Below are 14,698 nucleotides of genomic sequence, written 5' to 3'. Positions count from 1 at the left end.
AATACATTATAGACATATTTTTTCATTTTGAATAATTAGGATATATTACTATCGCTTTTTCAACATAAATACTATTTTTTCAACATGAATAATTAGCATAATAAATTAGTAAATTTTATATTGTTTATTATTTTAATATATCTATGAGGTTGTAAATTGTTGTAAGTTCTAAAAATTATAAGAAATAAAGAAAGAAGGAAAAAAATAAAGAAATAAAATAAATGGGGTCACAGGGATTTGAACCCCGATCCTGGGATTTCTCATGTCTCAGTACTCCAATTGATCATCATACTGTCAGATTGCGCGTTTTTTCTTCAAAGACAACTGGAGTCCCCAGAATATTTTATTATTTTTACAATTTTTAGAACTTACAAAAATTCACAAACTCATAAATATATTAAAATAATAAACAATATAAAATTTACTAAAAAACAAAAATAGGACATGTGTGAGGAATAAGATTTTTATATATTTAAATGATTAAAACTTTTAAATTTGAAATAAAATCCATAAATTACAATACAAAAGAAAAAAAACTTTAAGTTTGTATAACTATACGAAAATATGGAAAAAGATATAAATAAGCAAATCCTTAATTATTATTAATGTCAATTTCATCACTAGATAATTTATTAGCTAAGTTAGGATTAAGCGAAGAAAATGGAATTTGCTATAAGAATGATTTAATTAAAGATGTTCCTCTTCGTATTAAGAATTCTTTAGAATTTATAGATTATAGTGCTATTTTCATATTTAATAACAATCCTTTAATAATATTCAAAGAATTTGATAACCATAATCAATATACTAAGCAAATAAATGATTTGTTGAATGATATTTGGAACTTGAATGAAATTCCTATTTTATTTGTTATAATTTCTAATCAAATATTTATATATAACTCAAAAATTTTCAATGAAAAAGAAAGCTTTTTAGAGAAATTAAATATTAATGATGCTGATTTAGATAAGTTTAATATAAATAATATATCTAGTGGAAATGCATGGAAAGAATATGAAATCAAAGGCAAAAAAGTCCAAGATTATTTATTAGACAATTTAAAGCAAGCACAGATCAAACTTAAAGACGATGGATTGGATATTCCTATAATTCACAACTTATTTGGAAGATTATTATTTTCAAGATATCTTATAGATAGGAATTTTAAATTAAAAGAGCTTTATCAAGATAACAACGAATTAAAATTTTCTAAACTTATAAAAAATAAAAAAAAGCTTTATGATTTTTTTAAACGACTCAAAAATAAATTCAATGGTGATTTATTTCCAATAATCCCATTTGAAGAAAGAAAAGTTAAACAAAAACATTTAAATATTCTATTTGAATTGTTTGAAGGAACAGATCTTGAAAAAAACCAAAAAATATTAGGAGATATATATAATTTCAAAATAATTCCTGTTGAATTGATAAGCAATATTTATGAATATTTTCTAACCTATGAACGTTTAAATAAGGAAAATAAACAAAAAGAAAAAAAAGCTTATTACACTCCTTTATTTTTGGTTGATTACATATTAGATGAAACCTTAGATAAACATCTGTCTTCTAATTCTTCATGTAAAATTTTAGATCCTTCATGTGGATCTGGTGTTTTTTTAGTTGAATCATTACGAAGAATCATAGAAAAAAATAGATTGAATGGAAAAATATCAAGTGATAAATTAATAAGTTTAGTAACTGAAAATATTTATGGAATTGATAAAGACTCTGATGCGATTAATATATCCATTTTTTCAATATATCTAACTATATTAGACTATTTATCTGATGAAGATATTAAAAATTTCAGATTTCCAAAGCTAAAATACACTAATTTTTTTGATGATGATTTTTTTAATCCTACTCCTAATTTCAATCTTAACAAATTAAAACCTTTTGATCTTATCATTGGAAATCCTCCGTGGGGTTCTGATAATGGATATCATTTAGATTGGTATAAAGAAAAGAAAATTCCAGTTTCAAACAAACAGATTGCGGAATCATTTTTAGCTAAATCTGGAGAATTAATTAGTACAAAATCTAGTATAGCTTTGATTGTGTCTAGTAAAATTTTATATAAAAAACAGTCAAAGTTTATGAATTATTTTTTAGAAAATTTCAAGATTAATAAAATTTTAGAATTTTCTACATTAAGAAAAGAAATATTTAGTAATGCAGTTGGACCTGGTGCAATTATTTTTTATGAAAAATTTTCAAAAGATGATAAAGATAATATTATAGAACATATATCATTAAAACCTAATAGATTATTCTATCTGTTAAATTCTGTTGTGGAGCAGAAGTTTGATACTAAACATATTAGCCAAAATTTTGTTATTAATAACAATTGGATATGGAAAGTTTTATTATATGGTAACATTTTAGATATTAATCTCATGAAGAGATTAAAATCTAATCAAACATTAGGAGAATATATAAATAATAAAAAAATTATTGATAAAAATGGTATCTTAGTAGGAAATACTGCTTCGGAACAAAAAAAAAGTGCAGAATTTTTGAAAAAATATAACTATTTAGATCTCAAAAAGGGAATGCTTCAACGGTATTTTATTAAAAAGAGTAATGTTAAAAAATGGGAAGATGAATTTCCTGAATTAGAGTTTGTCGAAAGAGATAGAAAAGATAAAAACACTCCAGAAAAAGATCCTGAAATTTTACAACCTCCTTATTTATTAATGAAACTAAGTGTTAACAAGCATATGCAATGTATATCTACATTATCTGAAGATAAATGGGCTTTTAAGAATAGTGTGTTTGCTATTAAAGGTAAAAAGACCGATATAGATACATTAAAGAAAATTTTAGGTGTAATAAATTCTAAACTTTTTACTTATTTTGCATTAATGGATTTTTCATCTTTAGGGATTGAAAGAGACACTTTCTCTAAAAATGAACTCCGTTCAATCCCAATGGTTGAAAGTAAAGAAATAGTTAAAAATGTTAATAAAATATTGAAATTGAATACTGAAAATATGAATAATGTTTCTGAAGGGTTTTTTGAAGAGAAAAAAACGATTCAAAATGTCATTGATAATCAAATTTTTTCACTATTTAGTTTTGGTGAAATAGAAGAGGATTTAGTGGATTATGCTATTAATATTTCCATTCCAATGACTAGAGATGAAAAAACGAAAATGAATATTTTTAAAGAAGCTAATAAAGATACACTAGAGCAATATGCAAATATTTTTATTGAGCATTTTAAAAGTTATTTCAATGAAGAAAATAATGAGTTTTTCAATGTAAATATAATTAATAATCCTCAATTTAGTGGGATGAAATTTAATGTAGATGAGAAAAAACCAGAACAAATGATTACTTATGAAGAAAATAATGATTTAATTAATTTTTTGGGCAATATTTCTTTAGAAGAAAAAAAACATTTATATAAGCAAAGAGATATTAAAGGATTTGATGAAGACTATTTTTATGTGATAAAACCTAATGAATTTAAAAATTGGCATCCTGCTGTTGCAAGGCATGATATAATTGAATTTATGGAAGCATTAACAATGAAGGAGGAATTGTGATATTAAATTCTGATAAATTTAAATATAAAGACAACTTTTCCAAAGAAGTCATATACGAAAAAATATTAGATTTATTAGTATTTGTATACGAAAAAATCATGAATCGTAGAAAGTCAAAGCCATATACTCGAGAGTATATTAGATTAAAAAGATTTGGACCAGAAGATTGTTACAATGCGGAACTAAAGGATTATATAAATAAATATAAATCTCACTCAAATTTTTCATTAGAACATATCCTAGCAAATAATGAAACTCAAGATGGGACAACAACTTATCATGAAAAAGGTCGCAATGATATAAGAATAACATATATAACACAAGCATTCACACTTAATCCCAAAGAATATTTTGTCATAGAATGCAAAAGATTAGATGGCAGTAATACACTCAATGATAATTATATAAGAAAAGGACTGATGAAATTTATAACTGGAACATATTCAAGCAATGAGAACAATGCAATTATGATAGGTTATATAGAAAAAGGAGAAATTTCAGATATAATTAATAAACTTAATAAAAAATTAAATAATATTAAAAACATACATACTTTAAAGATTTTGAGTCCTGTAAATACAGTTGAAAATTTTGATTATATGTATAATTCAAAACACAAAAGGAATTCAAGGTTACCCACAATTTTAATCCATCACTTAATGTTTGATTATAAAGATATCACAATACTTAATTAATAAATTAAGTCTAATTTTTATTTTAATTCCTATCATCTTATATTTCAATAGCTACTTTTTAATCTTTATTAATTAATCATGATTTTATTTTTCTACAATACCTATACTAAATATTACTTTTTACAGGTTTTTTTACATATTATATAGTGTGCTACTACTTCTCGTATAGAAAGTGTAGTACATACATACTTTAATTAATAATGATGCGTTTTAAAAAATTCTGTAAAAAACTGCATGTACAACATAAACATGGGTCTGTATCCTAATATTCCTTAGTTAATAAATAAAACAACACTTTTTTCAGGAATAATATCCAAATAGCTAATGGTTTACTTTTCTATTTTTATATATTTTCAACATATAGCTAACTAGTATCTTCTAGCAACATTCTATTGACTTCGATTTCGTGTATTTGAAGATAATCTAATGTTTGATCTACTGATTTATGATAATATAATTTTTGAATTATTTCTATACTATTACCTGCAAGATATAAATGTTGACCTCTTAAACGTCTAAAATCATGAGTATTCAAACTAATATTAGATTTATTAGTTATTTTAGCTATTAATTTTTCACTATTTCGCTCTAAGTATGTTCGCATATTCCGTTTAAAATTTTCCTCATTAGACCCCTTTAAGAATACATAATCATCGTCTTTTAGTCCATTTTTTTCAATTATTTTTTTAATATCTTTATCAATGTCTTTTATCATTGTTAAAGTTAGTTTAGTGTTTTCTTTTTTCTTAGCTATGTGAAATGTTATCTCATTAGCTATGAAATTAATATCATTTATTTTTAGTGTAGCTATTTCTTGACTTCGTCGAGCATAGAAGTATTGTAGCTTGTAGAATAAGTATTTCTCAAAATGTTTTGGATCTTCCTTAATCTTATATAATAATATGATGATTTCTTCTTTGTTTAAATTTATCATAAGAAAAATGTTCCTCCTTTTCAGCTAAATTTCTAGCTTCATTAACTAAATATAGTTCCTGATAACATATAAATATTTATACTAAGGAACAGAAAATAATATGTTTCATGTTAATTCTTATAAGTATGTAGCTCTATGTGGAAAATTTTGTTCCTATTATGAAGATTTTAGGAACATTTTACAAAAAAATAAAAGACAAAACTGACTATCTATTTACAAATAAATATGGTAAACCTCTATCAATAAGAGTTATTGAAAATCTTGTTAAAATGGGCAATAAAAACAGATAAAAGACTAAAAGAACAAGGAAAAAGCACAAACTATCAAGAGAAACTAACACCACATACACCACGACACAGCTCCGCAATATACTTACTGAACATAGCTAAAAGACCTATGAATGAAGTACAACAGCTACTCGGGCATACAAACATAGCTACTACCCAAATATACACAAGAGTAGATAATGAAGATATGAAAATGGGTTATAAATCTATTAAATGGTGAAAATATACTCTCTAAAAAATTTATTATATAATCATGGTGAACAAAAAGAAAGGTTTGAAAAATTATATATTTATTTCAATTTTCTATGGCTACCTGCATTTTTAAGAATTCTTCCCATTGGAGCAGTAGGAATTTCATTTACTTCATTTATAGTTAAATCATCTTCCTCCTCTTCAACATCATATTCCAAATCCTCATTTTTTTCAAAAGATTCCTTGAATTTATTAACTAAGTCATTAACTGCTGATCGTGAACGCTCTAATTCTTCAGACATTACTTTTACAGATTTGTAATTAATATTAAATAAAATATAAAAAATTTCGCCCATAGTAAGCTTACTATAATGAAAATCAGTACCATCTGTATCACTAAAATTATGAGCACAATCTTTTTCTTGGCATTGATATCTACGAGTATCATACCTTAGTCCTTTATCATGAATTTTAGTTGATTTACATTTTGGGCAATATATCTCACTTTTAGGCCAACGAATAGTTCTAAAAACATTCATTGCTCTAGCTTCTTCTGGAATAGAAAACTCATCATCAAACATAATAATATGATATGTAGAATTTTCAAGATATATTTTTTCTTTTATTTGCACCAAAAAAATATCATATAAAATTTAAAAAACTAGAAAAAATTAAAAAACATTAATTTTTTGTATAGAAGATGGTGCAAAATTTATGAAAAGCACCATATTCAAAACACTTTTTTCAATAAAAAGTCAATTTATACACTTTTAAACCACTGAAAACCGTCTCAGAAAGCTATAAATAAGATAAAAAACCTATATATTTATTGCTTATAAAATCTATTAAAGATTTAGTGAGTGAAAATAATGTAATAGAGATAATAGGTTAAAAATTATATTAAAATTTTTTTCTTATTAATATATAATGATTATTATAGATAAAATTAAAATACGATATTTAAATTAGAGAATAACTAAAATATTAGTGTTATTTATAAAATAATGTGAATTAAAATTCTCTATTACTAAAAACAAAAAAAACAAAAGAAGTGGTTGATAAAATTTTATAAAAAAGATATTTGGTTAGAAGTTGAAAAATATAATATGGTCTAGATATTATTATTTCAACTTATAATGAGAAACCAAACATATAAGCAAATGATATAGCATTTACTTAAATATAATATATTCTTTTTCTTATTTAAAGATTATTATTTTAAGTATCTAATTGCTTATGTCCATTTTTTCTCATATTATCTAACTAAAAATATCTTATTATGAAAAAACTATTTTACGCATCACTTTGATTATAATAGGTGAAAAAATGATAATAAATATTAAAATGCTTTTATATGGAATAAAAGCAGAAGAAAGAAAAGAGAATCAACTCTTTACAGAAAGGAGTTGGTCTTGTGTTTAACAAGATTAGTGATTTAAAAGAAGTATGGAAAAAAAGTATTATAAACCTTTACCCTGCTGCTGATAAAGGAACTCCCGCGGTTTTCGCAACTCCAGAAGACGGAAGCTATCATAATATAGGTTTTTCCTTTTCAAGAATAGATGAAGATGCCAAAAAATGGTTAGAAAATAGAGAAGAGAAAAAATTCTTCTCTCATGCATTCTTTTGGGATAAAAGCCCATTTGATTCATTTGAAGAGTTAATAGATATTTCTAATGGCAAACTTAATGATAAAGATGTGGCAAAACCAGAAGGCTGGTGTGTGCTAATCGGTAGAGGATCAAACAAAGAATTTCTTCAAAAAGATGATGGTGGACTCAGACTCGCATGTGTCGACATCGACGGCTACAAAACCAAAGATGACACAGATGATGAAATTAGAAAACGTTCCTGTGATGAGCTATACGAAGCTATTAGCGAAAATGCCGACTTTGATTTCTTTGCAGAAAAAAGTCAAGGTGGAGGATACCACCTATGGTATGTAACTAAACAACAAGTGTTAACAAAACAAGTTTATCATCTGAATAACCTAAAGTTTCCTGAAGATTCAGAATTTGAAGGACTCAGAATAAATGAAATAAGCAACACAAAAGATAGGAACAAAGAATTTATAGAAGTCTTTTCTAAAGGTGGAGTAAAATATGTATCATGCTCACCAACAGAAAAGTATACTTTTGTAGATGATGAACCTGTCGAACTGTTAAAGATGAAACCTGTAGAAGATATAAATGCAGAATTAAAAAATGCATTTGTAAAAGCAGGATTTACATATAGCTTAGACACAGATAGTGTAGATACAACAGAGGAAAAACCTTTAAAAACAGATAAAGAATCTTCTAAAAATAGTAAAAGAAATTATTCTTATGAAAAAGGTGATTATGACCTTGATGAGTTACAGGAGAATATTTTAAACTGTTATCGTGAAGGAAATATGAACTCTTTTGGATATAAGCTAATAGCTAATTTCAGAAGAGCTGGTTACGATACAGATGAGGTTTATCAAATATTTAAAGAACTCCCAATAGAGCAGAATCTTGCAAAAATAAGTGTAGATATAAATCAACAATACAGTGTTAGCTATGACACTATATCTGGAATAACTGGTTTACAAAAAGCAATAGATGAATTTTGTATTCCAGAAGCTCTCGACTCAACAAAAGAATTTTTCTATAATCTTTTTCAAAAGGAAAATGCAGATGTTGTCGATAATATATGTAACCCTATATGGGAAGAACTAAGTACTGATGAGATGATTTTAGAAGAAAACAAACTGTTCATATTATATGATGGCGAGTATTGGATTAGACAAGCACTAAAGCAGAAAAATCCTGATGAAAAGTGTTTAGAAGTTTTAGAAAATATTGAAGAATATAATATTGATACACTTGCATATCTTGTTGTTATGCAAGATAAGATGGGCTACCATTATGGATGGTCTCATGATTTATCTTTCAATATCACTCCAAATGTTTTCCAAAAATTCTTAGATGAATCAGAATCTAACAGAAATCAGTATATCGGTCAAGCTACTAATTATTTTAGTGTTACAGTTTGTAAAAATGCAGTATCATTATTTTTAAAGCATCTAAAAGGTAGACTTGGAAAAGATACTAAGGATAATGGTATTTCTTCTGCAAAAGAGAAGTTAGCTCATAATTCAAGGAATTATGATTATATTAAGTATAGTGAAAAGGCTCGTGGAATATCCAACGACACCTTAAACAAAATTAATTTAATGAATAATCTATATGTCATAAATGATAGTATTGTTAAAGAGATGAAGGTTATTGAAGAAAGGAGTATAGCTAAATCAGAATTTACTTTAACTGGTGAACAGGTAAAAACAGATATCTATGGAGAAAGGGACATAGATCTTATTGGCCAATTCGCATTTATTGGCTTGACCATTTTAGAAGATGTTCTTGGTGAAAAAGATGTTAAAGAAGCTGAAATTATCTCTAAAGAAGGATTTAAAAAAATTAAATTCGATAAAACTAAAAAATTTATTGAAAACATAGATAATATCATCGGTGTACAAGGCAAAACTGATACAACTAAAAAAGCTATATTAGGAGTTATGAACTTTATCATAGAAAATAAAGTAAATTATGAACACGGCTTTTATTCATCAGCTGATGGAATCTTCACCCATAACAATGAACTCTGCTGGTTTGAAAACAACAGAGTTAAAGAAGTAGAAAGACCAACAAAAGATGAATTAAACAAAGCTATTGAAGTTCTAAAAAAACTGTTTAAGCATACTTCTATTCAAGATAAGAGTAAAATAGCTACTATCTTTAAATGGTATCTATCAGCTCCTTTTGCCTACCTTATACGTGATAGACAAATAAATGGGGGGTATATTAAGTTTTTTAACCTTATAGGCGAATCTGACGCAGGTAAAACTGCCTTGTGTTTAATATGTAATCTTACATGGGGAAAAGAAGGTCGTCGAAAAGGAACAGATGTATCAAATGCAGCTAATCTTGCAGCAGTATTAAAAGTATCCAGTTGGCCGGATTTAATAGATGAAGCAGATGCTCTACTTTCTGATAACGAATTACGTCCTATGATTAAATCTGTTCGTGATAGAAACTCATCAAGAAGTAAACATGAATGGATCGATGGTGAATGGGTTCAAAAAGAGCAACTAGCGCTTTCTATAGCTATATTTACCAGTAATACTTATTATGAGTCTACTGAAAAATCTGAGGTAAAAAGAGTTCTTAATATGTCTTTTGGTCCTGAAGATGTCTCTTTAGATAAAGGAAAAGAGTTTAAAGAACTTTTTAATGTCAGCGATAATGAAGGTTACAAAAACTCTGACTTTGGAGCTTTTGAAGCTTTTGGCAGAGAATTCTTCCATCAAGTTAAGGAAAAATACCAAAAAGAAATCTTTGAAGATATACTTAATTCATTCTTAGAAAGTTTAAGTATTGAAGAAGTCTTATTAGAATACGACGATAGCGAAAATCTGAATAAGAATATTGATGATATGTATAGACAAGCGATCCTTGATGTAATAATTAAAGACTTTAACTATGAAGATAGATATCGTGGCGAACTACCTGAAGATGAAACTTTAGGAAACCAAAAACTTCAAAAAAGTAGAGAGCCTAAATTCATTAGAGTTGTTGAGGAACAAAGAATACCTTACTTATCCATGACTAGTAATAATAAGTATCTTAGAGTTACAGGTAAAATAAATAAGAGATTAAGGAAAGAAGGTCATAAATTCGATAATATGAATATCCGAACTATATTAAATCTCTTCAAAGAACATAACACCGGAATCGATAGTGATGGAAAGAATATACGATATGTTAATATTCCTATTGAGGTATTAGGGCTTTAACACTTTTATTTTTTTTCATTACACTTTTTAATATACTGATTACAGATTTTTTAAAACATCTAAAATCAGCTATTTTTTTAATAAAAACTATATTTTCTTTTTATTTTTTAATATATCATATATTATTATTTTATTAGATTTTTTAATTTTCATTTCGCGACTAAAGCTCTTAAAGGTGTGTGGAAGAGAAGTTAAAATATTGATTTTTCCCATTACAGTTTTTCAAATTAAGACCCCCTATATATAAAAGTCTATGAATTCCAGTATCCATATATATAAATATATTATTAGAGTATTATATAATAATTATATATTTATATAACTGTAATGAAATTTTTTCCAAGGACTCTCTTTTCTCCACAATCCTTAAGACCCAAGAGTCGCGCTTTAAAACCATTACAGTTTTTATTTTTCATTACACTCAAAAAATGTAATAGGAAGCTAAACCCATCAAATCAAGAAAATAAGCCTTATCATCCCTTTAAAAAAATGTAACGAAAAACAAATTTTATAGTGTTAAAAAATAAATTCTTCATACAACTGATAATTAAGCAATAAATTAAAAATAAAGAACACACAGCAACTTTTTTATAACAAAAATAATAAACTACTTTAAGACTATAATTTTACTACAATGACTTTCAAAAAAATTATCCAAAAATCAGCTATGAACATAATAACAGGTCTCCTGTGAACCGCCAGCACAAAAATTAGACGTATTCTCTAAAAAAAGTAAACTACTCTATGAATGATAAACATTTGTTTCATATGAATTTTCTATGACGATATCAAAAATAATAAAAGTAATGGTTAATAAAATTAATAAGAATCTATAATAGCTATCATTATTATCAATAGCCACTATTAATTAGTCTATAATAATAAAAATGGTTCAGCAGATGAAGAATAAAAAAAACCTTTCATAAAAAAAGGCATCTCTAGAATAAGCAGGGCGACATTTCTTCAAACTGTGCTTACCTATAACTCACAAAAAACATCCGATTTTTTAAACAAAGAACAATAAATCAGTTCATCTAAGAAATAATCTTCCATATGTCAAAATTATTAAAACAATAAACCATCAATATTCAATCAGCCTTACTACACTATATTACTTCATTTTTGTATATTTAATTTTATATTATTTATATCTGTTAAAATTCTTTATATTTTATTTGAAGTTACTATTACAATTATTTAATTTTTTCCACACTTTTCATCTGCTTTAAACCTAATCTAACGCCTGATTGAGATTTATCTTGATATAATCAAATATAATTAAACTACTTCCATATATAGCCCAATCAGAACATTATATGTGTATTGATTGGTGAAAAAATATAAATAATCTAAAAAATATAAATAACTCTTGTGATTCAATATGGGTTTCTGTAAAAATTGTATATACTACGGCCTTGTAGATGATTATTATAGGATAGGGCGCTGGAGTGCTGGCTGTACTTTAACAGGAGAACTGAAAGGAGACAATGATTCATGCGAGAGTTTTGTGCCAAAATAATTTTTAAAAAATACTACTATATTCTCCTACAATAATCATGGCTATGTCAATATCACCCATAAAATCTATATCTTTATGTTTTCTTTTAGTTCGTCCATCTTTACTAAAATTTCTTCTTTAGAAATTTTTTTTAATTTTATTATATTGTTCTAGTATTTCATCGTAAATCTCATAATTTTCTCTTTCAACCTCATATTCTCCATTTTTCTTCCTATATCGCCTTTTTCACCATTCTATTTCCTCATCGGTCATTTTCATATTTCCCTAATTATTTTTACCCCCATCTATGCCCTTTTTTATTATTTTCTAATATTTTTCCTAAATTTACTCCTCCTTTTCCATTACCATAGTTTTCTTCAATTCTATGTCCTTTTTTATTATTTTCTAATATTTTTCCTAAATTTACTCCTCCTTTTCCATTACCCATATATTTCATTTTTCTCTCTCTTTCCTTTTCTATTTTTTCTAGTCTTTTTATTTCATGCACACTTACTCCATTTTGTTGTGCTAATTTACATAATCTTCTTTCTTCTCTTCTTTCTTCTTCTTTCCTTTTTCTTCTTGCTATTTCGATGATATATTCACTTACAATAGATCTAGCCATATCAACTCCATTCAAAAAATTTATATCTCCATATTCCTTCTTTTTTTCATTGTACTTTTCCCAAAACTCTTTTTCAGAGATTTCGTCCTTTATTTTATCATATTCTTCTTTTATTTCCTCTTTTACTATTTTTTCTTTTTCTTTTTTTATTTCTTCTATTTCTATTCTTGTTAACACTTTTCCCACGTATAATTGATAATTATTATTTTCTTCTATTTCTGGGGAATGATATAATATTTCTCCATCGATTTTTGGATAAACATGCGAAAAATTCTCAGTATAAATACAAACAACATCATTCCCATGTAAATTTGGTATTATCTCATCTTTTATATTCAAATTAAAATCATCAAAACCATTTATTAATATAGCTTCCATTGTTTCAGCTATTCGCCTTGGTAAGTTCTCACTAATCACTAAACTTAACCTATCATATTTTTCATTAGCTATTAAAACCTTATGATTATATTGTCTTGAATTATTTGAATCAAAACCCTCTTTCCATCGTTCTTCAGGATGATTAGAGATCCCAACATATTTATCTCCATTACTAAAGAAATGTGCATATATATAAGTCATTTTTCAACACCATTGTAATCTTAAATAATAAAAAAAGCTCAAAATTTTTATAGATCATAGTTAACAAACTTGTAATCATATCATGATAATATAATGTTTTAAATAAAAGAAAATCTGGAAAAAATAGGCTATAATTTTTAAATAAACCATCAGTATTTCAGTTGCATGGTCTTTTTTAATATGCTAATTTTTCCCTGACAGTTTATAAGAATCTATTTAATTTTGTATATATTGATTCATTTCCTGTTGATGACCATGATTTTCTAATTTTACGGATGGACATATATCCAATACCTTCCCACTATATGATTTAACTTATAAAATAATTTTTTATATTTTTCATCTAAAATAATCATTCAAGACAATAATACATTTCTCCTCCACAATTAGAACAAACTATCCCTGAATCATTTCCTTCAAAATCACAATTTTCAGTATATTTGTCTGGCTCTTCATAATCACATTTCACACATCTAATTATAAACTTGCATTGTCTCATATTTTCACCTTTTAATTTATCGACATGCTCAGGTCATGGCTGAGTAAAGTAGTAGTTTAAGGACTTACTAAGGTCCAATTAAACCTTTCTATGCTATAAATAACCTTTTTCTTCAGCTACAATAGCTATTTTATATATTATAAAGCTAATTATTACGATAGCTATAATAAATGGAATTATTTCTTGTAAATATCCTATTCTTGCACCTTGATGTTGTGTTAAAAAATATATTGTAGTATCTGATAATGCTTCTCTCAATGCTAAACAAGTCATTGTTATTCCTAATCCTCCAGCTATTCCTAAACTTTTCCATTTCATCTTTTCACCTCTTAAAATTTTTTAAATATTTTGGATATGAACGTTGACGTGGGGTTGCTTGTCCCCCCACCTATATAATCTTATTTTTTATTTTTTTCCATATCAACTATCCCTCTTTTGATATAACTAACTTTTATCCTTTATTAGTTCCATTTTTCTGTAGTTAATATCCATATTTATGCGAATATGTATTTAATTCACTTCTACTACAATATCCATCACCATTAGTATCACAATTACTCATAGAGTCATATCCTTCATATGAACACCATGTATTCCACTCGCTTCTTGAAATTCTTCCATCTCCATCGAAATCATATCTTTCTAAAACATTGTTAGTAAATATCTCTTCTGTTCCACCAGAACTACTACTTGAAGTATCAATAGGAGCATTATCAGATTTTTCACTACTATCCGTGCTTGTGATGTTGGTTTCATCCGAATCCACAGAACTAGAACCATTATCAATAGAATCGTTCATATTTACATCAGAACTATCAGTACCAATATTTGTAACATAAGCTCCAAAAATAACAATGCCCAGTAATAATAACACTACCATTAATCCTATTCCGAAATTTTTATCATCCATAACTCAATCACCTTTTATTTTCATAAAACTATAATTCATTAAAAGTTCCACAATCCATACATTTCTTTGTTTTTACCATTAAAAACTACATCATTCATTCATTTTTTTATTT

Annotated in this window: 11 protein-coding genes; 5 read left to right on the top strand and 6 right to left on the bottom strand. The window is 26.2% G+C overall.

Translation table 11 applies throughout. From position 1 onward, the window contains the following. The first annotated feature begins 605 nt into the window (after positions 1 to 605). A complete protein-coding gene (locus MBCUT_RS03100; RefSeq protein ID WP_067258759.1) occupies positions 606 to 3,551 on the top strand; it encodes an HsdM family class I SAM-dependent methyltransferase in 2,946 nt (981 codons plus the stop codon). Then, the gene (locus MBCUT_RS03095; RefSeq protein WP_067258757.1) at positions 3,548 to 4,246 is read left to right on the top strand and encodes a hypothetical protein; all 699 of its coding nucleotides are present in this window, start codon (positions 3,548 to 3,550) and stop codon (positions 4,244 to 4,246) included. Before MBCUT_RS03100 ends, MBCUT_RS03095 begins: the two co-directional genes overlap by 4 nt. A gap of 364 nt (positions 4,247 to 4,610) precedes the next feature. Here MBCUT_RS03095 and MBCUT_RS03090 read toward each other — a convergent pair whose 3' ends face one another. Continuing rightward, on the bottom strand, positions 4,611 to 5,180 hold the full coding sequence (locus MBCUT_RS03090; RefSeq protein WP_067258754.1) for a site-specific integrase: 570 nt from the start codon (positions 5,178 to 5,180) through the stop codon (positions 4,611 to 4,613). Between the two features lie 137 nt (positions 5,181 to 5,317). On the opposite strand from MBCUT_RS03090, the gene MBCUT_RS11250 reads away from it, so the two are divergent. Then, complete coding sequence (locus MBCUT_RS11250) at positions 5,318 to 5,470, top strand: hypothetical protein (RefSeq protein ID WP_169805380.1); 153 nt, start codon at positions 5,318 to 5,320, stop codon at positions 5,468 to 5,470. Continuing rightward, on the top strand, positions 5,442 to 5,687 hold the full coding sequence (locus MBCUT_RS03085; RefSeq protein ID WP_067258752.1) for a tyrosine-type recombinase/integrase: 246 nt from the start codon (positions 5,442 to 5,444) through the stop codon (positions 5,685 to 5,687). Before MBCUT_RS11250 ends, MBCUT_RS03085 begins: the two co-directional genes overlap by 29 nt. A 70-nt stretch (positions 5,688 to 5,757) precedes the next feature. Here MBCUT_RS03085 and MBCUT_RS03080 read toward each other — a convergent pair whose 3' ends face one another. After that, complete coding sequence (locus tag MBCUT_RS03080) at positions 5,758 to 6,291, bottom strand: transposase (protein ID WP_245634933.1); 534 nt, start codon at positions 6,289 to 6,291, stop codon at positions 5,758 to 5,760. A gap of 782 nt (positions 6,292 to 7,073) precedes the next feature. Between MBCUT_RS03080 and MBCUT_RS03075 the strand changes: the two genes are divergently transcribed. Further along, positions 7,074 to 10,475, top strand: a complete 3,402-nt coding sequence (locus MBCUT_RS03075) for a hypothetical protein (RefSeq protein ID WP_067258747.1) — start codon at positions 7,074 to 7,076, stop codon at positions 10,473 to 10,475. A gap of 1,793 nt (positions 10,476 to 12,268) precedes the next feature. On the opposite strand, the gene MBCUT_RS03070 is transcribed toward MBCUT_RS03075, so the two are convergent. The 4 genes from MBCUT_RS03070 to MBCUT_RS03060 form a co-directional block, all read right to left on the bottom strand. Then, entirely contained in the window at positions 12,269 to 13,177 is a 909-nt protein-coding gene (locus MBCUT_RS03070) for a GIY-YIG nuclease family protein (protein WP_067258745.1), read from the bottom strand. Between the two features lie 352 nt (positions 13,178 to 13,529). Beyond that, positions 13,530 to 13,676, bottom strand: coding sequence for a hypothetical protein (locus MBCUT_RS10780; protein ID WP_157082450.1), 147 nt, complete (start codon positions 13,674 to 13,676; stop codon positions 13,530 to 13,532). A gap of 93 nt (positions 13,677 to 13,769) precedes the next feature. Then, entirely contained in the window at positions 13,770 to 13,994 is a 225-nt protein-coding gene (locus MBCUT_RS03065) for a hypothetical protein (protein ID WP_067258743.1), read from the bottom strand. A gap of 163 nt (positions 13,995 to 14,157) precedes the next feature. Next, complete coding sequence (locus MBCUT_RS03060; protein WP_067258741.1) at positions 14,158 to 14,586, bottom strand: hypothetical protein; 429 nt, start codon at positions 14,584 to 14,586, stop codon at positions 14,158 to 14,160. Positions 14,587 to 14,698: the final 112 nt, after the last annotated feature.

The organism is Methanobrevibacter cuticularis (assembly GCF_001639285.1).
Lineage (GTDB): Archaea > Methanobacteriota > Methanobacteria > Methanobacteriales > Methanobacteriaceae > Methanobaculum > Methanobaculum cuticulare.
Note: the sequence above shows the minus strand (reverse complement) of the source record. Positions and strands in the feature narration are given on the sequence as shown.